The organism is Ahrensia marina (assembly GCF_001293565.1).
GTDB lineage: Bacteria > Pseudomonadota > Alphaproteobacteria > Rhizobiales > Rhizobiaceae > Ahrensia > Ahrensia marina.
In genome coordinates this window covers 1-22,027 of record NZ_JXMU01000026.1, presented here as the reverse complement: position 1 = coordinate 22,027, position 22,027 = coordinate 1, and the positions used below count along the sequence as shown (strand labels likewise).

At 50.3% G+C, this 22,027-nt stretch carries 18 protein-coding genes; 15 read left to right on the top strand and 3 right to left on the bottom strand.

Going from position 1 to position 22,027, the window contains the following annotated elements; all coding sequences use genetic code 11:
• Positions 1–86: 86 nt before the first annotated feature.
• Positions 87–3,548: an indolepyruvate ferredoxin oxidoreductase family protein gene (locus tag SU32_RS14655; RefSeq protein WP_054000128.1), complete on the top strand. Its 3,462-nt coding sequence runs from the start codon at positions 87–89 to the stop codon at positions 3,546–3,548.
• A gap of 95 nt (positions 3,549–3,643) precedes the next feature.
• Here SU32_RS14655 and SU32_RS14650 read toward each other — a convergent pair whose 3' ends face one another.
• Positions 3,644–5,263 carry a GMC family oxidoreductase gene (locus tag SU32_RS14650; protein WP_054000127.1) on the bottom strand — a complete coding sequence of 540 codons (1,620 nt, stop codon included), beginning with the start codon at positions 5,261–5,263 and terminating at the stop codon, positions 3,644–3,646.
• A 1-nt stretch (position 5,264) separates the two neighbouring features.
• Positions 5,265–5,975 (bottom strand): FCD domain-containing protein, encoded by a 711-nt coding sequence (locus SU32_RS14645; protein ID WP_054000126.1) that lies wholly within the window; start codon positions 5,973–5,975, stop codon positions 5,265–5,267.
• A 206-nt stretch (positions 5,976–6,181) separates the two neighbouring features.
• Between SU32_RS14645 and SU32_RS14640 the strand changes: the two genes are divergently transcribed.
• From SU32_RS14640 to SU32_RS14590, 11 genes are all read left to right on the top strand, one after another.
• Positions 6,182–7,651 carry an aldehyde dehydrogenase family protein gene (locus SU32_RS14640; protein ID WP_211097786.1) on the top strand — a complete coding sequence of 490 codons (1,470 nt, stop codon included), beginning with the start codon at positions 6,182–6,184 and terminating at the stop codon, positions 7,649–7,651.
• Positions 7,652–7,698: 47 nt separating this feature from the next.
• On the top strand, positions 7,699–8,670 hold the full coding sequence (locus SU32_RS14635) for an ABC transporter substrate-binding protein (RefSeq protein ID WP_054000125.1): 972 nt from the start codon (positions 7,699–7,701) through the stop codon (positions 8,668–8,670).
• Between the two features lie 70 nt (positions 8,671–8,740).
• Entirely contained in the window at positions 8,741–10,261 is a 1,521-nt protein-coding gene (locus SU32_RS14630; RefSeq protein WP_342670092.1) for a sugar ABC transporter ATP-binding protein, read from the top strand.
• Entirely contained in the window at positions 10,258–11,250 is a 993-nt protein-coding gene (locus tag SU32_RS14625) for an ABC transporter permease (RefSeq protein WP_054000123.1), read from the top strand. The genes SU32_RS14630 and SU32_RS14625 overlap by 4 nt, the downstream gene beginning before the upstream one ends.
• Before the next feature lie 3 nt (positions 11,251–11,253).
• Positions 11,254–12,255, top strand: coding sequence for an ABC transporter permease (locus tag SU32_RS14620; RefSeq protein ID WP_054000122.1), 1,002 nt, complete (start codon positions 11,254–11,256; stop codon positions 12,253–12,255).
• Positions 12,252–13,355: a mandelate racemase/muconate lactonizing enzyme family protein gene (locus SU32_RS14615; RefSeq protein WP_054000121.1), complete on the top strand. Its 1,104-nt coding sequence runs from the start codon at positions 12,252–12,254 to the stop codon at positions 13,353–13,355. The genes SU32_RS14620 and SU32_RS14615 overlap by 4 nt, the downstream gene beginning before the upstream one ends.
• Positions 13,355–14,386: a zinc-dependent alcohol dehydrogenase gene (locus SU32_RS14610; protein ID WP_082376793.1), complete on the top strand. Its 1,032-nt coding sequence runs from the start codon at positions 13,355–13,357 to the stop codon at positions 14,384–14,386. Before SU32_RS14615 ends, SU32_RS14610 begins: the two co-directional genes overlap by 1 nt.
• Positions 14,386–15,156 carry an SDR family oxidoreductase gene (locus SU32_RS14605; protein WP_054000120.1) on the top strand — a complete coding sequence of 257 codons (771 nt, stop codon included), beginning with the start codon at positions 14,386–14,388 and terminating at the stop codon, positions 15,154–15,156. Before SU32_RS14610 ends, SU32_RS14605 begins: the two co-directional genes overlap by 1 nt.
• Positions 15,157–15,215: 59 nt before the next feature.
• On the top strand, positions 15,216–16,205 hold the full coding sequence (locus tag SU32_RS14600; protein WP_054000119.1) for a sialic acid TRAP transporter substrate-binding protein SiaP: 990 nt from the start codon (positions 15,216–15,218) through the stop codon (positions 16,203–16,205).
• Positions 16,206–16,269: 64 nt separating this feature from the next.
• A complete protein-coding gene (locus SU32_RS14595; protein WP_054000118.1) occupies positions 16,270–16,818 on the top strand; it encodes a TRAP transporter small permease in 549 nt (182 codons plus the stop codon).
• Between the two features lie 12 nt (positions 16,819–16,830).
• Positions 16,831–18,108 carry a TRAP transporter large permease gene (locus SU32_RS14590; RefSeq protein WP_054000117.1) on the top strand — a complete coding sequence of 426 codons (1,278 nt, stop codon included), beginning with the start codon at positions 16,831–16,833 and terminating at the stop codon, positions 18,106–18,108.
• Between the two features lie 32 nt (positions 18,109–18,140).
• Here the strand turns inward: SU32_RS14590 and SU32_RS14585 are convergent, their stop codons facing one another.
• Entirely contained in the window at positions 18,141–19,049 is a 909-nt protein-coding gene (locus SU32_RS14585) for an aspartate-semialdehyde dehydrogenase (RefSeq protein WP_054000116.1), read from the bottom strand.
• 89 nt (positions 19,050–19,138) lie between these two features.
• On the opposite strand from SU32_RS14585, the gene SU32_RS14580 reads away from it, so the two are divergent.
• The 3 genes from SU32_RS14580 to SU32_RS14570 form a co-directional block, all read left to right on the top strand.
• Entirely contained in the window at positions 19,139–19,912 is a 774-nt protein-coding gene (locus tag SU32_RS14580; protein ID WP_144421162.1) for a GntR family transcriptional regulator, read from the top strand.
• Positions 19,909–21,399 (top strand): ABC transporter substrate-binding protein, encoded by a 1,491-nt coding sequence (locus SU32_RS14575; protein WP_054000114.1) that lies wholly within the window; start codon positions 19,909–19,911, stop codon positions 21,397–21,399. Before SU32_RS14580 ends, SU32_RS14575 begins: the two co-directional genes overlap by 4 nt.
• Positions 21,399–22,027, top strand: a 629-nt coding sequence (locus SU32_RS14570; protein ID WP_054000113.1) for an ABC transporter permease, incomplete at its 3' end; no start/stop codon positions are given. The genes SU32_RS14575 and SU32_RS14570, both read left to right, overlap by 1 nt.

The window sequence follows — 22,027 nt, the reverse complement described above, 5'->3', positions numbered from 1 at the left end:
TTAAGATCAGACTTGAAATCGAGCGCGGTCCACAATCTGACCCTATCTCTTTCAATGTCGGTCACTCAGCATCGGGAGGATGAAGATTGAACGCGAACGTCACATTGAACGATAAATACACCGCGACATCGGGACGGGTTTTCCTGTCCGGAACGCAGGCCTTGGTCCGCTTGCCGATGGTGCAAATGCGCCGCGACCGCGAAGCGGGATTGAATACGGCAACTTTTATCTCCGGTTATCGCGGATCGCCGCTCGGTAACCTTGACCAGCAAATCGTGCGGGCTAAGAAATTTTTGGACCCTTACAATATTTCCTTCCAGCCGGGGCTGAACGAGGATCTGGCTGCTGCCTCAATCTGGGGGTCACAACAGGTTCATCTTTCTGAGCAAGCCAACCGTGATGGTGTTGTCGGTCTTTGGTACGGTAAGGGCCCCGGCGTTGACCGGTCCGGCGATGCTTTCAAACATGGCAATGCGGCTGGCAGCTCGAAGCATGGCGGTGTTCTGGCTTTCGCCGGTGACGACCATACTTGTAAATCTTCATCAATACCGCATCAGTCGGACCACGCGTTTATTTCTGCTGTGATGCCGGTGCTTTATCCTTCCTCAATCCATGAATTTATAGAAATGGGTTTGTTTGGCATTGCCATGTCCCGTTATTCGGGTTGCTGGGTGGGTTATAAAGTTATCTCCGAGACAATCGAAACGACGTCAGTCATTGATCTGGCGCAGGAGCAAACACGTTTTGTGCTGCCTGAAGACTTCGAAATGCCTGAAGGAGGGCTTAACCTGCGATGGCCTGATCCGCCACTGGTTCAGGACCAGCGTCTTCAGGAGCTAAAGGCCTATGCCGCAATTGCTTTTGCACGGGCAAACAATGTCAACAAGGTTACGCTGGATAGCCCGGAGGCGCGGTTTGGCATCGTCGCTTCGGGTAAAGCCTATGAAGATGTCGTTCAGGCTTTGATTGAACTGGGCATTGGACCTGAAGAGCGCAAAGTGATCGGTCTTAGACTTTACAAGGTCCGCATGCCATGGCCGCTTGAACCGGTTGGCATCCGCCAGTTTTCGCAAGGGCTGGAAGAGGTCTTGATTGTCGAGGAGCGGCGTGAGCTCATTGAAAACCAGATTAAGGAACAGCTCTTTAACTGGCGCGCTGATGTGCGGCCGCGCATCGTCGGTAAGTTTGATGAAAAAGACCAGCCGTTTCTTTCGCTTTCCGCGGGTTTGACCGTGGGTGCCGTTGCACGGGCGATTGCCGACAGGGTTTTGAAAATGGGACTGCCGGAAGGCTTGGCCGCAAGCATTGAAACCAAGCTGCATGTTTTGGAGCACCGTCAGGCGGAAGGCTTGAAACATGTCGCGCCGGTTACGCGCTTGCCGCACTATTGTGCCGGATGTCCGCACAATACATCCACACGTGTTCCCGAAGGCTCCAAGGCTATGGCAGGGATCGGCTGTCACTTTATGGTGCAGTGGATGGACCGTAACACGGAAACCTTTTCCCATATGGGAGCGGAGGGTGTGCCGTGGACAGCTATTGGCCGCTACACCGATGAAAAGCACCGTTTTGTCAATTTAGGGGACGGCACTTATTTCCATTCAGGTACATTGGCTATCAGGGCATCTGTCGCTGCCAAAGCCAATATCACCTATAAGCTTTTATACAATGATGCGGTTGCCATGACCGGCGGCCAGCCAATTGACGGGGAGCTTTCGCCGCAACAGTTAACGCATCAGCTACACCATGAGCGCGTGGAAAAGATCTATCTTTTGTCTGACAAGCCTGATCTTTATACACCGCATGATTTAGCGCCTGGCGTGATTGTCAAACATCGCGATTATATTGATGAGGTTATGGTTGAGCTGCGCGATGTGCCGGGCGTAACGGCCATTGTTTATGTTCAGACTTGCGCGGCGGAATTGCGCAGAAGACGCAAACATAAGGCTGCGCCTGATCCTGATGAGCGGCTATTTATTAATCCTGCGGTTTGCGAGGGCTGCGGTGATTGTTCAAAGCAGTCAAACTGTATTGCTATCGAGCCTCATGAGACAGCATTTGGCCGTAAACGCCAGATCAACCAGTCTTCCTGCAACAAGGATTATTCATGCCTTAAAGGCTTCTGTCCGTCTTTCGTGACCGTGCGGGGTAGCAAAAAGAAGAAAAATACTCCGGCGCAGATGCCTGATTTTTCAACACTGCCTGAGCCGCAACAGCCTGTGATGGAAAAGCCATGGAATATAGCGGTGACAGGTGTCGGCGGTACAGGGGTTCTGACAATCGGCGCTCTTATCGGTATGGCGGCGCATATTGAAGGCAAGAACCCTCTGATCATGGATATGGCTGGCCTTGCGCAAAAAGGTGGCGCAGTGTTGAGTCATATCCGCATTTCACCGCAAGATAAGCCGGTGCGCTCGCCGCGTATTGCCAATGGCTGCGCTGATGTGATTATCGCCGCAGATGCTGTTGTGGCGGCTTCCAAAGATGGCACGATTATTTGTAACCCTGAGCGAACACACGGTATTATCAATACAAAGGTTATTCCCGTTTCTGATTTCGTGCGGATGCGGGACTTTGATTTTAAAGCTGCGGGCGTTCAGCGGACAGTTGCCGAAACGGTTCGCTCGAAAGACGATTTCCGTGACTTTTCCGATATTGCCGTCACCGTGGCCGGCGATGAAATTGCGACCAATATCATGATGCTTGGCTATGCTTTGCAAAAAGGTCTTGTACCGGTTGGCGTTGAGGCTTTGGAAGAAGCAATACGTTTGAACGGTATTGCAATCGACGCCAATATTGCCGCCTTAAACTGGGGGCGGTATCTGGCGCATGATCCTGATTTCGTCATGTCAAAACTACGGGATAAATCTGCGTCGATTGTTCAGGACGAAATGTCTCTTGATGAACTGATTGATCATCGTTCCTCCCATCTGACGGCTTATCAGAACAAAGCTCTGGCCGACCGGTACAGGCAAATGGTTGAAAAGGTTCGCAAAGCGACGAGCGGCTTTGGAAACGGTGAATCGTTAACACGTGCTGTGGCCGTGAACTATTCAAAACTGCTTTCCTATAAGGATGAGTATGAGGTGGCGCGCCTATTTACAGAGCCGGAATTCAAGGCCGCACTTGATGAGCAATTTGATGGCGATTACCGGATTTCGTTTAATCTTGCGCCGCCGGTTCTCAGTGGTACGGCACCGAATGGACGTCCCAAAAAACGTGAATTCGGTCCACTGACATTAAAGTTGTTCAGCTTTCTTACAAAAATGAAAGGCCTGCGCGGCACACCTTTTGATCCGTTTGGAAGAAGCGAAGAGCGCAAGGCGGAGCGCGCATTGATTGCGCAATATGAGAAGGACATCGAGCTGGTTCTTGGCAAGCTTGGGAGCATTCCTCCTCACATTGCCTTGTCACTTTTGTCCTCTGTTGATCAGGTGCGCGGTTTTGGACCGGTCAAGGATGAAGCGCGTATGGCGCATGAACAAAGACGACAGGAACTGCTTAATCAAATCGAGAACCCGAAAGCGATGAAAATAGCGGCCGAATAGCGGGTCGGGCCATTTGGTATTTCAGAACCATTGAGCTGCCAAATGGCTTAGCCGGTCCGCTGTTTGTTCCTATGACACTGTTACTTTCTGTGTAACTAAATTGTTTCCATTATCAGGTCGGCGCATCGGTCACCTAGCATCATCGCTGGAGCATTGGTGTTTCCGGCATTAATGTTGGGGACTGCGGACATATCGCAAACCCTCAAGTTCTTAATACCCCTCACACGCAGCCTTGCATCCAGTACGGCCATCGGGTCTCCATCTGCTCCCATTTTTGCGGTGCTTGCCGGGTGGTAGTTGGTTTTCACGAACCGTTTGCAATGGGCTTTTAAAGCATCATCTGAAAGATCGTCAGGTGACGGGATTGCAATGCGTTCAATATGCTCTGCAAGCGGTGACGCTTGCAGCGCCTTTATGAAAAAGCGCTGTCCTGCCACCATATCCTTCATGTCTTCGGGATGTTTGAGCAGGTTTGGCGAGACTACCGGCATATCAGTCGGGTTGGCCGATTTCAGCCGCACTTCGCCGCGAGACTTGGGTTTTACAACCACAGTGGTGATCGTTAACCCATGTCCGTCGTCGACGAGGCCAAGTGTATCTCGATCCAGATATACGATTGGCACACAAAAGGCCTGAATTGTCGGCGGCGTGTCCGGATTATCCGGATTGACGAAAGCACCGGCTTCCACGCCTGCTGAAGTGACAGGACCGGAGCCAAACAGTTTGAACTGGATACCATTTTTAAGCATCCGCCACCCGTTGCCCTGTCTGTAATAGCCGTAAGCGCCGTTTGCCAACGCAGTGGCGTGAACTTCCGGATGATCAATAAGGTTTTGGCCAACCCCTGGTAGGTCGATATGAACATCGAGATCATGTTCTTTAAGATGGTCGGCAGGACCGACACCGGACAGCATCAATATTTTGGGCGTAACCAGCGCGCCGGCGGCGACAATGATTTCGCCATCGGCATAGACTGTTTTAGTCTCGCCTTGGCGGTCCCGATAGGTTACGCCTTTGGCAGCGCCGTTCTTAATGACAATTCGAAGGACTTCTGCGTTCAATCTAACTGTCAACTTAGGATTGTTTTTTAGCGGCTCAATATATGCGTAGGCTGCCGAGCTGCGTTTTCCATATCGGTTCATGAACTGATAGAAGCCGACGCCGCGTTGGCTGCTACCGTTAAAGTCAGGATTGAACGGCTCGCCCAGTGCTTGTACTGCCTGCACAAACCAGCGCGACATTTCATCTATGTGTCCAGGGTCAGAGACAAGCATCGGACCATTGGTGCCGTGCAGTTCATTGTTTAACCGGTTGTTTGATTCCATTTTACGGAAATGAGGCAGAACATCTTTCCAGCCCCAGCCGATATTGTCGTTGTTGCCACGTAGAATTTCCTGCCATTCATCATAGTCGGAAGGTCTGCCGCGCATGTAAACCTGCGCGTTAACCGATGATCCACCGCCTAGCACGTGCCCTTGAGGTATGTCGTGCACGCGCCCGTCGAGATGCTCTTGCGGGATCGTTTTATGATAGCGCATATATTTTGAGCCATTTATCATCTTGAAAATGCCGGGCGGCATATCAAGCAACGGGTGGCGGTTTGAGTGTCCTGCTTCCAGAACGAGAACTCTAGCGTTGCTGTCCGATACAAGTCTTGCAGCCGCTACACATCCTGACGAGCCGCCGCCAATAACAATATGGTCAAAATTTTCCATTTCACTCGGCGTCCATATCAAATGTAACGCGCACATATTCCCATGCCGCCTTAAGATGAACGCTCAATGCTTCTTCGGCTGCGTCGGGATCACGTTCCAATATCGCATCAAGAATGGCTTTGTGTGCTTTGTAATTTGCCAGATTTCGCTCAGGCAGACGCAACATTTGTGCCCATTGTGGTGCTAGCCAGGATGTGTATCCTTCATGAAGTGCGGGGAAAATCGGATTTTGCGGAATTTGATACAGGACCCCGTGGAAGGCATTATCAGTTCTGTAAAACTCTTCTGAATTGTTGATCGCATTCTTGTTGGCTTCCAGAGCAGATTTAAGATCGCTTATGTCGTCTTTGGTTGCAGAGACTGCTGCCTGCCTTACTAAGCCACGCTCCATAAAGACACGGCTTTGATACAGGTTTTTTACGCCGCCAGGCTCATTGAGAAGGTGTCTGACAACATTTCCGGTCGCGTTCAACACCGTCGCATAATCCGGTTTGCTGACGATTGGGCGAAATCGGGGCTTGCTCTCAACCAGCCCGCGATTGGATAGTGTCGAAATGGCTTCCCTTACGACAGTTCTGCTGGTGCCGAACTGCTCCATTAATTCGCGTTCTGCAGGCAAGGGGCTTTTGTTTCTAAGGCGCCCCGAAACGATTTGAGACTCTAGTTCTGCCACGATTGCATCGGCGGCACGAATATTTTCATCTAATGACATAGGCTTTTTGGTCCTACTAAAAACTATCTGCTGAGTTGAATATGACAAAAATATCGGGGTAATGCAAACGCAATAGTATTTAAATAAACCGGTAGATAGCTACTGAATAAGCATTTTAAGGCACTGTGTAGGAAATTACGCTATTGACAAGCTTCTTCTAAAAATGTTTGGTACAACCAAATTGGTCATACCAAAATGGATAAAGCGTGTTCAATTTAAACATTTCAAGTTCTAACCCTGTTGCTGCAGGCATTTATATTGATGGCGCCTGGTTTCACCCGAAAGGACGGGAGATAATTGAGGTTGAAAGCCCGACAGACGAATCTGTCATTGCTTCAATTGTTGATGGAACAGCAGACGATGCCGCAATGGCTGTCGAAGCCGCGCAGAAGGCTTTCACAGGTTGGGCGGGACGACCGGCTATTGAGCGTGCACGGCTAGTAATGGAGCTAGCCAGTGAAGTTCAGGCTAACCACGAGGCATTGGCTCGCATTGTGACGCTTGAGCAGGGAAAGCCGATTGCGCAGGCGCGGGGCGAAATTGATGCAGTCATAACTTTTCTGACCTACGCGGCAGAAAATGCGCGTCGCATTGAAGGTGATATTGTCGCTTCTGATAACCTAAACGAGGAAATACAGATTCGCCGCCATCCCTATGGTGTGGTTGTCGGATTGACAGCCTGGAATTATCCGGCAGCGCTTGCTGCCCGAAAGCTTGGACCTGCGTTGGTTGCGGGCAACACATTTGTGTTGATGGCTCACGAACATACACCTCTATCCGGTCTGGCGCTTGCGCAGCTTGCTCACAATGCGGGATTTCCGGCCGGGGTCTTTAATTCGATAACCGGCAGAGGGCGAGTAGCCGGTCAGGCGATGCTAGAGCACCCCTTGACGGCAATGGTGACAATGACCGGCAGTACTCGTGCGGGTAAAGAAATATTCCGTACAGCGGCAGACACGATCAAAACTGTTCGTCTTGAGCTTGGTGGCAAGGCGCCATTCATTGTTATGGACGATGCAGACATTGATGCTGCGGTCGCAGCCGCTGTGTTGGCGCGTTATACAAACTGCGGGCAAATTTGTACCTGTAACGAGCGTATGTATTTGCATAGCTCGATTGCTGACGAGTTCATGGGTAAATTCGTCGCGGCCTCGCAGGCGCTTACAATTGGCGATCCGATGGCAGCGGTTGATTTGGGCCCGAAGATTAGCCGCTTTGAGCGTGATAAGGTTGCTGGCGTAATTGCGGCAAGCGTAGAGGCAGGCGCCGAAGTGTTGCTTGAGGGCGGTATTTTGGACAGCGGCCAATATGCGCAAGGCCACTGGATGGCGCCAACTGTTCTATCCGTCAAAAATAATAAGATTCCGGCCATTCGCGATGAGGTTTTCGGACCCGTAGCGGTCGCGATGACGGTCGACTCATTCGATGAAGCGGTCGCATTGGCCAATGATACTCAATATGGGCTGTCTGCCTACCTGTTCACAAAAAACTTCAAGCACATTCAACTTGCGCCACACGTTTTGAAATTCGGTGAGCTTTATCTCAACCGAAGCAATGGCGAGGCCGTTCAGGGATTTCATACTGGCTGGGGAATGTCGGGCCTTGGCGGCGAAGACGGCAAATACGGTTTCGATGGCTATATGCGAAAGCAGACCAGCTATTTGAATTGGGATTAACCCAAACGGCCAAGAGGAAGATGGCCGCACAATGAGGAGGAACTATAATGAAACGCAGAACAATTTTGGGTGCTTCTTTTCTAGCGCTTGCAATGTCCACAGTGGCAATGGCTCAAAGTCTGCCGCCGCTTGAACAGAAGGAACGCTACAAGGTGGGGTTCCCGCAAATGGAGTCCAACAATCCTTGGCGCATTGCGGAAACAAAATCTTTTGTAGACACTGCGGAGACGTGCAACTGGGATCTCATCACTACAGATGCTGGTGGTTCGGCTGCCAAGCAGGTGGCCGATGTAGACAGCATGATCGCTCAGGGTATCGATGTTTTATTTTTACCCCCGCGTGAAGAAAAGCCGTTGATTCCAGCCGTGAAGAAAGCGGCCGCAGCAGGCATTCCGACATTCCTTGTTGACCGCTCGGTTGATCCGAATAATGCCAAGGCGGGCGTCGACTATGTGTCTTTCCTAGGGTCCGATTTTATTGATCAGGGTCGCCGTGTTGCAGAATGGACAATTGAAAATTTCGAAGGCGACAAAGCCGTTGTTGTCCAGCTCGAAGGTACAACAGGTTCATCTCCGGCCAATGATCGCAAAAAAGGCTTCGATGACGCAATCGCTAAAGATTCGCGGTTCACGATTGTTGCTTCCCAGACAGGTGATTTTGCGCGCGATAAAGGGCGTCAGGTTATGGAGACATTGCTTCAGGCACACCCGGATGTCGACGTCGTTTATGCCCACAATGATGAAATGGCAATTGGTGCAATTCAAGCTCTGGAACTTGCAGGACGCAAACCGGGCGAAGATGTTTTGGTCGTTTCAATTGACGGCACACGCGACGCGCTTCAAGCCATCATTGATGGCAAAATGGGCGTAACTGTCGAAAGCTCTCCTTTCTTTGGTCCTTTGGCGTGTGAAACGATGAAACGTTATGCCGCCGGTGAGGAAATTGAGCCTTGGGTTCAGGTGAAAGACCGCATTTTCACACAGGAAAATGCGGCAGAAAATGTCGACGACGCTTACTGATTACCTCCCAATGAAGCAGGGGGCGTACAGCTTGACGCCTCCTGGTTTGTTCGAGGAGCGAGGGGGATAATTGTCACAATTATTAAAAATGAGCGCAATACAGAAGGCGTTTAATGGCGTGGTCGCGCTCGACGGCGCATCGCTTGAAATTGAAAAAGGCGAAGTGCATGCGCTTATCGGGCAGAACGGAGCCGGTAAGTCTACACTGATCAAAATATTGACAGGTGTTTATCGCAGTGATGACGGTGCGGTAGAGTTTGACGGTGCAGAGAGCCTGATAAGCAGCCCGCGGGAAGCGCAGGCCGCAGGAATTGCGACAATCTATCAAGAGTTGAATCTTGTTCCTCTGCGTTCGGTCACAGAGAACATTGTAATGGGCTATGAGCCCAAAAAGCTGGGCGTATTCATAGACTGGGATGAAGCGCATAATCGTGCGCGTGAAATACTTAAACGCTTTGGTATTGATATTGATGTGACTGCCCGGTTGGGGAGTTTTTCAACCGCGATTCAACAACTAGTCGCAATCGCGCGTGCTGTATCACTGGATGCGAAACTGGTGATTATGGACGAGCCGACATCTTCGCTCGATGTCTCAGAAGTCAAAGTTCTTTTTGGCGTTGTGCGCAGCCTGCGCGATGCAGGTGTGTCGGTGCTTTACGTTTCGCATTTCCTCGATGAGCTTTTCGAAATCTGTGATCGTGTAACGACAATGCGTGACGGGCGAACAGTTGACTGCCGCAAGATGGATGGTGTCACAAAGCTTGGCCTTATTTCGGGTATGTTGGGGCGTGATTCAAGCGAAATCGCTGAAGCGGGTATGACCGAATTTTCCGGCGGTGCCGCTAAACACGGCGAGGTGCTTTTGCATGCTGATAATATCGCAACCGGCCCGCGTTTGACGAAGCTGGATATGACGGTTCACCGCGGTGAAATTGTCGGCCTTGGCGGGCTTTTAGGCTCGGGTAGAACAGAAGCTGCGCGTGCGCTTTTCGGTATTGATCCACTTGCTAGCGGTACTGTCTCCTTGAAAGGGTTGGATGCGCGTCTGGAAACACCGGCAGCGGCAATAAAGGCCGGTATTGCATTTCTGACAGAAGATCGCAAAGCAGAAGGGATTATTCCCGACATGACCGTGCGCGAAAATCTAACATTGGCACTTTTGCCAAAGCTCACGCGCAACGGACAAATTGATCGGGCAAGAGAGCGCGAGATTGTTCAGGGCTTTATTGAGGCGCTTGGCATTAAAACAGCGGGCATGGAGCAGCCTATACGCGAGCTTTCAGGTGGCAACCAACAGAAAGTTCTGCTTGCGCGGTGGCTGGCCGTTGAGCCGGAGCTGCTTATTCTTGATGAACCAACACGCGGTGTCGATGTCGGGGCGAAACGTGAGATTCAAGCGATCATCCGCGATTTTGTCAGCAAAGGTTTCGGCGTTGTGTTGATAAGCTCCGAGTTTGAGGAATTGGTTGAAGGCGCTGACCGGATTGTTGTTCTCAACGAAGGGCGCTCGATAACAGAACTGAAGAACCCGGGCATTACGGAAGACATTCTCGTGCACGCTTTGGCACACACGGATGGGGAAGCGGCATGAGTGCGCAAAACTATGTAAGCCAGTCTTTTGGGCCGGCATTTAACTGGAAGAAAGTCCTGCGAAATCATGGCGGGCTCGTGGCTCTGGCCGTGATCCTTGTGTTCAATATTTTAGTAACACCCAACTTTCTACAATTACAAACACTGTTCGTGAACATTAGCCAGGTTGCCACGATCGCGATTGTCGCAATGGGAATGACCTTGGTAATTGCCACCGGCGGTATCGACCTTTCTGTGGGGGCGATTATGGCTTTGGCAGGCGCAATTGCACCGCTTATTTTCCAGTCGGAATTCGGGCAAATGTACCCCGTTCTTGGCGTGGCATTAGCGATCGGTTTTCCGGTGTTGGTTGCCATGGCCTGCGGCCTATTCAATGGCGCTCTTGTTTCAATTCTGAAGGTGCAGCCGATTATTGCAACACTAATACTGTTTATATCTGGTCGCGGCATTGCGCAGGTTTTGACCAACGGCAATTTACAAACATTTAAAAATCCAGCCTTCAGCTATCTCGGTACTGGCAAAATTCTTGGTTTGCCCTTTCAAGGCTGGCTGGCAATTGTCATTGCTATTGTTTTGTTCTGGGTCATTAACCGGACGATTTTTGGCCGGTATGTGCTTGCTGTTGGCGGCAATGAACGGGCCGCCACCTTGTCCGGCGGTCCAGTGCGCCGCGTTAAAATTGCAGTTTATATAATATGCGGCGCTCTTGCAGGCTTGGCCGGCTTGATTGTCGTCGCAATCAATTCCGCATCTGATGCTGCGCGCAATGGCGATCTGATGGAGCTAGATGCGATTGCGGCGGCAGTTGTCGGCGGGGCTTTATTGCAAGGAGGTAGAGCGCCTATTTTCGGTGCCATTCTGGGCGCGGTTATTATTCAGCTCGTAAAATACACCTTGCTGGCAAATGGCGTGGAAGATGAAGTTGCCCTCATAGCCAAGGCGCTCATTATTGTGGCTGCCGTTTATGTGCAGCAAGCGCGTAAGGAGTAAGCCATGTTAGATACCAATGCTTTCGATCTGCGTAGCTATATTTCGCGAAATCCTCAATCAATAGCTGTATGGATTGCACTTGCGGCACTCATCACATTTGGTTTGCTTCGCTATGATAATTTCGGCGGCGCTTATAATATATCATCCTTTTTGAACTATAATTCGATGTTCATCATTATTTCGGTGGGCATGAGCTTTGTCATAATGACGGGCGGTATCGACCTGTCTGTCGGTTCGGTTGCCGCATTCACATCAGTTGTTGCAGCCTATATGTCTCCTTATGGTATTGAGATTGCCCTGCCCATTGCGGTGCTGGCAGGGATGCTTTTTGGCGGGCTCAATGCATTCTTTATCATTGCTTTGCGTATTCCGCCTTTCATCGCAACGTTGGCAACGATGCTTGGCGCTAAAGGTGGTGCACTTGTCATCTCCGGTGCGGATACAATTGCGGTGGACTGGGGATCCAACTTCACCAAAATGGGTATGGAAAAAGTCTTCAACATTTTGCCGTGGTCCATTGTCGTGGTGGGGATCATTGTTGTTGGTCTATGGTTTCTTCTTGAGAAAACATCGCTGGGTCGCACAGTATTAGCCATTGGCGGCAGCGAAGATGCGTCGACATTGATGGGCTTGAAGGTTAATCGAACCAAAGCATTTGTCTATCTTCTTTCTGGCGGATGCGCTGGTCTGGCGGGTGTTATTCTGGCTTCCGGTTTTGGTGCGGGACAACCCCTCGAAGGCATCGGCTGGGAGCTGTCTGCCATCGCAGCTGTGGTTGTCGGCGGTACTTTGCTGACCGGCGGGTTAGGGTCAGTGCCTGCAACTGTTGCCGGTGCCTTACTGCTTGGTCTTGTCTTCAATATTCTCAATTTTGAAAACGGTCTGGGAACTATCAGCATCAGTGCCTACTGGCAGATGGTGATCCGTGGCGGCTTCCTGTTTGCGGTTATCTTGTTCCAAGCGCGCGTGATGTCACGGAATAAAAGAAAAGGGCGTGTTGCATGAGTAAAATTAAATCACTCGATGCGCGTCTGTTTCATATTCCGTTGGCTGAAGTTCTTGTCGATGCCAAGCATGGCGATCACCATTTTTTCGAACTGATCACAGTCACTGTCCTTCTTGAGAACGGCTGCACAGGTACGGGATACACCTATACTGGCGGCAAAGGAGGGCATTCAATTCTGGCCATGATCCAGCACGATCTCGCGCCGTTCCTGATTGGGAAGGAGGCAGGCGAGTTAGAAACACTATATGATGCGATGCAATGGCATGTACATTATGTGGCACGCGGGGGCATTGCGTCTTTCGCAATCTCTGCAATTGATATTGCGTTGTGGGATCTGCGCGGGAAACAGCGCGGCGAACCATTGTGGAGAATGGCGGGCGGGGCCGGACAGTCCTGCAAAGCTTATTGCGGCGGAATTGACCTTAACTTTCCGTTGCCGAAGCTTCTATGTGGAATAAGCAAGCACCTTGAGCGCGGCTTTAACGGGGTGAAAATCAAGATCGGGCAGCCAACACTGTCTGAAGATATCGAGCGTATTGCTGCTGTTCGCGATCTTGTTGGCCCTGATGTGGCCTTTATGGTGGATGCGAATTACTCCATGTCGGTGGATGAGGCCATTGCAGCGTGTGAAGCGTTCAAACCGTTTGATCTATTATGGTTTGAAGAACCCACGATTCCTGATGATTATTTTGGGTTTGCAAAGATCGTAGAGACCTCGGGCATGCCGCTTGCGATGGGGGAAAATCTCCACACACTTCATGAGTTTGAGTTAGCATTTAAGCATGCCAAACTCTCTTTCATCCAGCCCGATGCTTCAAATTGCGGCGGCATAACGGGGTTCTTGCAGGTTGCTAAACTCGCGCAAAAATACACTGTGCTGGTTTGCAGCCACGGCATGCAGGAGTTGCATGTCAGTCTGCTTTCAGGTCTTCCTGACAGCGGCTGGCTGGAGGTTCACTCATTTCCGATCGATGAATACACAACGCGCCCGTTAGTGATCGAGAACGCGCGCGCTATTGCGCCCGACACGCCAGGTGTCGGCGTAACATTTGATTGGGAAAAACTAAACGATGCTAATATTTTAAAAAGTGAGAGATAATGTCCATTAAGGCAGCCACTTATTGCGGTAACAAGACGTTCACGGTTGACAGTAAACCTGTTGCCGCACTCGGTTCAGGCGAAGTACAGATTGATGTTGCTTATTGTGGAATATGCGGCACTGACCTGCATATCTATCTTGGGCATATGGACCAGCGTGTGGGTTTTGAACGTACCATTGGTCACGAAATGTCGGGCGTAATTTCCGCTATAGGTGATAATGTAGAAGGTTTGGAAATTGGCCAGCATATCGTCGTACGGCCGCTCGATCATTGTGGAGAATGTCCGGCATGTAAAGCAGGGCATGAGCATATCTGCCACAATTTGAAATTCATCGGTATTGATACCGAAGGAGCCTTTCAGCAAAAATGGAACGTGGCCGCGCATACGATCCATGTCTTGCCCAATAGTCTTGACCTGTCTCATGCAGCATTGATCGAACCATTGGCCGTTGCTTGCCATGATGTTGATCGTGGCCAAGTTTCTGCCGGTGAAGATGTTCTGGTTATCGGCGGTGGCCCAATCGGTATGCTGATTGCGCTTGTTGCGCGTCATGCAGGCGCAAATGTCACTATTTCAGAAATCAATGAGAACCGTTTGGCCTATGCTCAAAAGCTTGGGTTTGAAACGTTGAATCCGAAGTCGGATGATGTTGCCAAGTTGGTGCATGAGCGTACCGGCGGTAAAGGCGCTGACGTTGTATTTGAGGTCTCAGGTAGCCAGCCGGGCGTTGATTTGATGACTGAGGCTGCTGCGGTACGCGGGCGGATCGTTATGGTCGCTATCCATGCAAGCAAGCCCCAGATCGACATGTTCAAGTTTTTCTGGCGCGAACTCGAATTGATTGGCGCACGGGTTTATTTGAAGTCAGATTATGAACAAGCGATGACCTTGCTCGCTGAAGGCGTTGTTGATTGTGATAGTTTCATCACAGACATCAAGTCGCTCGATGATATTCAGGCTGCGTTTGAAGCGCTTACGGCTAATCCCAACGCAATGAAATCCATGATAAAAATCACACAGGACGCATAATGAGTATTCTAAAATCTTTTGATCTGTCTGGTAAGACGGCGCTTGTAAGCGGGGTAAAGCGCGGCATTGGTCGGGGAATGGCGGAGGCACTTGCAGAAGCTGGTGCTGAAATTATCGGTGTTAGTGCGACGCTGGAGGCCGATGGGGGCGATGTCGGCAAAACGATCCGCGCTATGGGCCGTAGCTTTACGTCCTATCAATGTGACTTTTCTGACCGCGCAGCCTTGCGAAAATATGCAGATCAAGTGCTTGCCGATCATCCAACTATTGATATTCTCGTAAACAATGCTGGCACGATTAAACGTAAACCAGCAGCAGAGCACGACGATGAATTATGGGATGAGGTGCTCGAAACCAATTTGTCTGCGCAATTTGTATTGGCGCGGCAGGTTGGGAAATCCATGGTCGAGCGCGGCAGCGGGAAAATTATTTTCACTGCTTCGCTTCTAACCTTTCAGGGCGGTATTACAGTGCCGGGTTATGCTGCGTCCAAAGGCGGTATCGGGCAGTTGACGAAAGCGCTTGCCAATGAATGGGCAGGGAGGGGCGTGAATGTGAATGCGATAGCACCAGGTTATATTGCGACCGATAACACGCAGGCGTTGCAGGACGATGCGGTGCGATCAAAATCCATACTTGAACGTATCCCGGCAGGCCGTTGGGGCAAGCCGGAGGACTTTGCCGGACCTGTTGTATTTCTGGCATCACGCGCATCCGACTACGTTAGCGGGGAGATTCTAACCGTCGATGGCGGCTGGATGGGGCGGTGAAAACCATCTGAAGGTTCAATCAATCGAAATACTTAGAGTAAATAAAGGGAGTAACGTTTATGAAAGTATTAAAACTATTGTGTGGTATGGCTGTTACGGCAGCTGTCTCATTGACAGCAACATTATCATGGGCCGCAAGCATGCTGAAATTTGCCCATGTGTATGAGGTTTCCCATCCGCTGCACAGCGCCGCGCTTGCCGCTGCCGAGCAAGTGGAAAAAGCAACCGATGGCCGAGTGAAAATTGAGGTGTTTCCGGCTTCGGCACTTGGCAAGGAAGATGCAATCAACGAAGGATTGAGCCTTGGAACTGTCGATATTATCTATACCGGTGCGGGTTTTGCGGGTACATCTTACGGACCGATATCGATAACCGACTTTCCGTTTACTTTGCGTGACCTTGATCACTGGAAACTATATCGGGACAGCGATCTCTTCAGAGAATTGGCGGACGGATATAAAGACGCAACCGGTGGGAATGAGATCGTCGCCATCAGCTATTACGGCTCGCGTCATGTCACATCAAATAAACCGGTTACAAAGCCAGAAGACATGAAGGGCTTGAAAATTCGCGTACCAAATGCGCCTGCTTATTTGCTCTTTCCAAAAGCGCTTGGTGCCAATCCAACGCCTATGGCATTTTCAGAAGTTTATCTTGGCTTGCAGCAGGGCGTGGTTGATGCGCAGGAAAACCCTCTGACAACGATCCAGGCTAAAAAATTCTATGAAGTTCAAACCAATATCAATTTAACCGGCCACATTACTAATTCCATTTTGACTGTAACAACGAGCAGATTATTGGATAGTTTGAGTGAGGAAGACCGTTCATCTGTCATCAAGGCTTTGCAGGATACCGCAGCAACTGCCGGTGATGAAATTGAAAAGGCAGAACAGGAACTCGTGACTTGGTTCGAAGAGAAAAACATTACAGTGAATACTGTGGACCGCGAGCCTTTCATTGCTGCGGTGAAGCCGGCACTAACTGCCGGTGATCTTCCGTTTTCCCCCGAGCTTTACGAAAGACTTCAATCATTGTCCGGAAGCAATTAATATGTAGCATCAAGAAGGCGCGTCCTTTGTTTGCACAAGGGGGCGCCTATTGGGGGAGGATGTAATGACGGCAATTAAAAGCGATCAGGCAGAACTGGCGGAAATCGAAGAGATAACAGATGATATCTCGGATATTAGCTGGATGGATTCTCCGGTTATTGTGATTTTTGTTATTTTGATTGGTCTTGTCGCAGCACAGTTCTTTACCCGTTATGTTCTCAATGACAGTCTTGCCTGGACGGAGGAAGTGTCTCGGTATTTTCTGGTTTTGCTTTGCTTTGTCGGTGCGATTACTTGCGTGCGAAAAGGATCGCATATCTATCTTGAATTTTTCTACCTGTTCCTGCCGCGATGGATGATCAAACCTGTTGCGGTTAGCGCCGAGGTCATAACAGCCTCATTTTTTGGCTGGCTTGGTGTACTGGGACTCGAATTGGCATATAAAACCAAGGCTCAATACATGGCCTCGGTGCCGCTGCCCAAATCCTTGATTTATTACACTGTCACCGCGTCCTGTTTTTTAATGGCGCTGTTTGCATTTATTAGAATTATCCAAATACTTCGCCGCGATGCCGGTTCTGTCGCTGCCGAAAAGCTTGATAATTTCGGCTGAGAAAGTTTTACCATGGCGCTCGCATTACTTTTTGTTTTTCTTGTCCTGTTTCTTGTTATGGGCGTGCCCGTCGCCGTGTCACTAGGCGCTGCATCACTCATATATGTATTAATTGCGGGTGTCCCTGATGTTGTGGTTCTGCACAATATGGTCGCTGGCGTGGACAGCTTTCCGCTGCTTGCCATACCGTTTTTTATTCTTGCCGGCCATTTGATGAATACCGGCGGTATTACCGCCAAGATTTTTACATTTGCGCGTTCGCTCGTGGGGTGGCTGCCGGGCGGGCTGGGGCATGTAAATGTTGGAGCGAGTGTCATTTTTGCAGGCATGTCAGGCGCCGCTGTTGCTGATGCTGGCGGTCTGGGAAATGTGGAAATCAAAGCCATGCGCGATGCCGGATACGACTCGGATTTTGCAGTTGGCGTGACTGCCGCTTCTTCGACCATCGGACCAATTATTCCGCCCTCATTGCCATTGGTGATTTACGGCGTAATGGCTTCTGTGTCGATTGGTGAGCTGTTTGCTGCCGGGCTTGTGCCTGGCTTATTAATGGCGGTGGCGCTCATGATTATGGTCGCTTGGTATTCAATGCGTCGCAACTATCCCAAAGATGGCGGTTTTGACTTGTGCGCACTGTGGCACACCTTTCGTGCGGCATTCTTACCTCTGCTGACGCCGGTTATCATTGTGGGCGGGATTGCCACTGGTGCATTCACGCCAACGGAAGCAGCGGTTGCCGCTGTGTTCTATGCATTGTTTCTGGGTGTTGGTGTTTATCGCACCTTGAACTGGAGACACCTACTAAGAGTGTCGATGGATACAATCGAGACATCCGCAGCAATATTGATGATTGTCGCTGCGGCCGCAATTTTTGCATGGATTTTGACAGCCAATCAGGCGGCTGCTGTTCTGGGTAATGCCATGCTTGGTATAACAGACAGCAAGATCGGCATACTCTTCATGATGATGCTTCTTGTGCTTGTCATTGGCATGTTCATGGAGACAATCGCTGCGATAACTATTCTCGTTCCTGTACTTATTCCGATAGCAAGCACTGTCGGTATTGATCCGGTTCACTTGGGAATACTTGTCATCCTCAATCTGATGATTGGACTTTTGACACCGCCCATCGGAATGGTTCTTTATGTGTTGGCAGAGGTTGCGAATGTGCGCTTTGAAGATTGTGTGCGGGCAACAATGCCGTTCTTAATTCCGCTTTTGGCAGTTCTTTTCCTAATAATGGTTTTCCCGCAAATTGCTTTGTGGCTTCCACAGGTAGTTTATCGCTAGTTGGATCGCTGTACATCGATCATATAGCGTTATTATGGCGCTAGCATATGGACGATTTCATGCATGATCCCGGTTGTTGCGGCTTCCAGGTTGTCACCTTTCAAAACAATAAGCACCGCATCATTACCGTCCCTTATATTTGTGATTGTTGTCATCGGCCAATAATTGCTGAAATTATCGCGTGCGTTTTGGTTTTTGAATTCGATATTGCTGGTTCTGGCCAAGGTACGCCTCACCGTCTTTGCATCGGTTTTGTCAGCAAAGGATATTGCCATTGTAATTGTATGGCCCCTCCAGACGGGTACACGGGTTGCAAAACTGTTCAATGCAAAGGCATTGTTGAAAATATGACTCAATTCATTAGTCAGGGTTTCAGCTTCTCCTTCCAGATGCCCGATGACATGATCGTGAATGATATGAGCCGGCATTCCCGGTAAGTCGGTGCCGCTTATGGCTTGCAATGTTGTGATCGTGACAGCGCGAATTTTATGTTCTTTGTGCAAATGATGTAGCGGCAAAGCGCACATTGCGGTCGTACAATTCGGTGTGGCTATAAATCCGGCGGAAGGCTCGACCGGCAACACGCCGGGAATAGCGAGCGGTGCTTTATAGCGCGCATATTCACAGTGCGTGACCAACCGTGTGCCGCGGGCTAAGTGTATTTTCTCTATTTTCTCACCAATCCTGTCTGGCAAAAAAGAGATCAAAATTGGCGCCAGTGGCGGTGAATCCGCTCTGAGAACAGGTACTTTGGCATAGTGCTCTGCTATTGCGGTAGCTAACTGCCAAGGCGTTTTATCCATCAAATTAAAGTTGCCGTCTTTGCACAGTTCGCTGTGAAAGCTGTCGATTACGATTGCTTCATCTGCAGCTGTTCGGGCCAGAAAATGCTGCCCAAGCAATGTGTTAGCACCCGCAACCGATATGTGTTTCTGCCCCATTGAAGGCTCCTTTAAAAAAATTAATAAGCACTATTGAAAATGTTTAAAACTCATGTCTAACATGTCAACAACAACGAATTGAGATTTTTATGTACGATCCAAGTTCACCAATGTTGCGCCCTGTAACCACTGCTGAGGGCGTTCCAGCGCCGGAAGCAAAAGCACGATTTGCAGAAGACCGGCTGCTTGATGCTGTGATCTGGTGTGAAATCGAGCCCGGCGAAGTTGTTACCGAGGCGGACATGATGGATCGTTTTGGATTGACTCGCGCAGCCGCGCGCTCCGGTTTAACCCGGCTTGGGTATGACGGGTGGGCGACACCGCAGCCGCGCACTGGTTGGCTGGTATTACCGGTGACGGGCGCTTTGATTGGTCAGGTTCTGGATGCGCGGCGTGTCGCCGAGCCGGCTTTAGGCGATCTGAAGTTAAGCGCGGACTCAAAAGCTGAGCTTATTCAGATTGCCAGTGTCATTGAGGCTTTATACGGCCGGACCGAAGCGGGTGCCGTGGCTTCATTCCGTCATTATGTAAATCGTATCGATGGTTTGATGCTGCAATCAATAAACCCGTTTACAGCGCGTCATTTGCGCAAGCTGTGGCATCATTCTGCGCGTATCACCCATTTCTTGGAAGGTGTGGGCGACAGGCAGTTGTTCCACCGTGTTGAGATACGCGAGCTAGTGCAAGCAATACTGGATGGGGATGGCGAAGCCATAAGGCTTGAGCGGGAGAAGCTGATAGAAGAGCAAGAAACGTTCTTCCTTCGCCAGCTCTTAAAAAGCGATACGCCGCTGATGTCAGGCAACGGATCGCAAGCACGACCAAAACCAACCACATCTACCAAAAACAGGAGAGAAGCATGAAACATTCAATGAAGAGTTTTCTTGCGGGGGTAGCTTTAGCCGTTATCGTGACACCCGCTCTGGCCCGGGATCTTACGATTGATTTGGCCGGAGAGCCTTCGTCACTAGATCCGCATATGCAATGGAACCCGGATAGCTATTATGTCTATCGCAACGTGTTCGACAACCTTGTCACACGTGACAATGACGGCAACATCGTTGCTCAAATTGCCACCGAATGGGAGCAGACGTCGGATACGGAGCTGACATTAACGATCCGTGACGATGTGACATTCCATGACGGTTCTGCGCTTACGCCGGAAGATGTGGTGTTTTCTGTAAAGCGTATCACTGACCCTGAATTTGGATCACCGCAACTTGGTCAGTTCAACCAGATCACTGACGCAAAAATTGTTGATGGCAATAAGGTCGCTTTGACAACTGACGGGCCGTATCCTGCTCTTTTGGCGCAATTGGTGAAGCTTTCGATCGTACCGCAAAAAATCGTTGAAGAAGTCGGCGCTGAGGCGTTTAACGCATCGCCGGTCGGTTCCGGTCCCTATTCATTCGCTGCCTGGGACAGAGGCGTTTCAGTGACGCTCAACCGGAACGACAATTACTGGGGTGAGGCTGGCCCGTTTGAAAAGGCCGTATTCCGTGCGGTGCCGGATGCTGCAACCCGCGTTGCTGATCTTCAGGCAGGAACAGCCGATCTGGTTGTAAGCATTGATAGCGATGCTGCGGCACAATTGGCATCAAACTCGGACGTAAAGGTTCTTTCTGCGCCAACAGAACGTGTGGCCTATCTTGGTCTCAACAATGATAAGCCGCCTTTCAATGACATCGAGATGCGAAAAGCTGCAAGCCTAGCCATCGATAATCTTGGTATCACCGAAGGACTTCTAGGTGCGGGTGAAATACCGATGGCCCAGATGTCGAGCCCGGCGCACTTTGGTTATTCCGAAAACATTGAGCCGTTTGTATATGATCCGGATGCCGCACGGGAGATTACTTCCGCAAATCCTGATCTTGCAGAAACATCGGCAGTGTTTGCCACAGCGCCAGTTTTTGACCAGCGCGTTGTTCAGGCCTTGCAACAGATGCTCAACGATGTCGGTTTCAATATCGAAATCAGTGTGACGGACATGCCGACATATCTGAACATTGTGCGTTCCGAGCCGTCTGAAAACTCTGAATTGAGCTTCGGTCGCTGGTCTTGCGCATGTCAGGATGCTGACGGTATCGCTTATCCGACCCTTCATTCGGGTAGTGCATGGAGCCGGGTCAATGACCCTGAACTCGACGAATTGCTCGAGACTGCCCGTGTGTCACTGGACGAGCAGACACGTAAAGATGCCTATGAAAAAGTGCATCAGATTGTTCGTGAAAAATACTATATCCTGCCAATGTATCAGGCAGCTGTATTGTACGGCGCGGCGTCGGATCTGACTTTCGAACCGACTGCAAATGAAAGCATGTTCCTTAACCGTATGAGCATTGCCGAATAATGTTACGTTTTCTGCTTAATCGCGGTGGTCAGGCATTGATTGCAGCTTTTGGCGTGGTGACGCTGGTGTTTTTTATCCAGCGTCTCACAGGGGACCCAACGGCGCTTTTATTGCCTGAAACCGCGACACAGGCAGATATTGAGGCCATGCGTGTAACGCTTGGCCTCGACCGCTCTTTATGGGCGCAGTATACGAGTTTTTTGATGGATATGGCACGTCTCGATCTTGGGCGCAGCTTTGTCCAAAACGCCAGTGTCTGGGACATTATTCTTAGCCGCTTGCCGCAAACCTTGCAGCTTGCCGGTGGCGCTTTGGTTGTTGCCTTGCTGATAGGATTGCCGCTTGGATTGGTGATGGCGCTCACCCGCGGCCGCGCGATTTCGCGCTTTATCATGGGTATTGTGCTTGCCTGCCAATCCATGCCGACATTCTGGTCCGGTATAATGATGATACTTTTCTTCGGTGTCTGGCTGCGCTGGCTTCCTTCATCGGGAACCGGAACTCTGGCACATCTTATTATGCCGTCAATCGCGCTTGGTCTATTGTCGCTGGCAACATATGCGCGTATCACGCGCGCTGCAGTTGTTGATGAGCTGGGCAAAGATTACGTGCGCTCCGCGCGCGCGCG

Bases quoted from the DNA above. Each gene is read 5' to 3' on its own strand.
- SU32_RS14650 (WP_054000127.1), bottom strand. From the start codon at position 5,263: ATGGAAAATTTTGACCATATTGTTATTGGCGGCGGCTCGTCAGGATGT.
- SU32_RS14645 (WP_054000126.1), bottom strand. From the start codon at position 5,975: ATGTCATTAGATGAAAATATTCGTGCCGCCGATGCAATCGTGGCAGAA.
- SU32_RS14635 (WP_054000125.1), top strand. From the start codon at position 7,699: ATGAAACGCAGAACAATTTTGGGTGCTTCTTTTCTAGCGCTTGCAATG.
- SU32_RS14625 (WP_054000123.1), top strand. From the start codon at position 10,258: ATGAGTGCGCAAAACTATGTAAGCCAGTCTTTTGGGCCGGCATTTAAC.
- SU32_RS14620 (WP_054000122.1), top strand. From the start codon at position 11,254: ATGTTAGATACCAATGCTTTCGATCTGCGTAGCTATATTTCGCGAAAT.
- SU32_RS14615 (WP_054000121.1), top strand. From the start codon at position 12,252: ATGAGTAAAATTAAATCACTCGATGCGCGTCTGTTTCATATTCCGTTG.
- SU32_RS14610 (WP_082376793.1), top strand. From the start codon at position 13,355: ATGTCCATTAAGGCAGCCACTTATTGCGGTAACAAGACGTTCACGGTT.
- SU32_RS14605 (WP_054000120.1), top strand. From the start codon at position 14,386: ATGAGTATTCTAAAATCTTTTGATCTGTCTGGTAAGACGGCGCTTGTA.
- SU32_RS14600 (WP_054000119.1), top strand. From the start codon at position 15,216: ATGAAAGTATTAAAACTATTGTGTGGTATGGCTGTTACGGCAGCTGTC.
- SU32_RS14595 (WP_054000118.1), top strand. From the start codon at position 16,270: ATGACGGCAATTAAAAGCGATCAGGCAGAACTGGCGGAAATCGAAGAG.
- SU32_RS14590 (WP_054000117.1), top strand. From the start codon at position 16,831: ATGGCGCTCGCATTACTTTTTGTTTTTCTTGTCCTGTTTCTTGTTATG.
- SU32_RS14585 (WP_054000116.1), bottom strand. From the start codon at position 19,049: ATGGGGCAGAAACACATATCGGTTGCGGGTGCTAACACATTGCTTGGG.
- SU32_RS14580 (WP_144421162.1), top strand. From the start codon at position 19,139: ATGTACGATCCAAGTTCACCAATGTTGCGCCCTGTAACCACTGCTGAG.
- SU32_RS14575 (WP_054000114.1), top strand. From the start codon at position 19,909: ATGAAACATTCAATGAAGAGTTTTCTTGCGGGGGTAGCTTTAGCCGTT.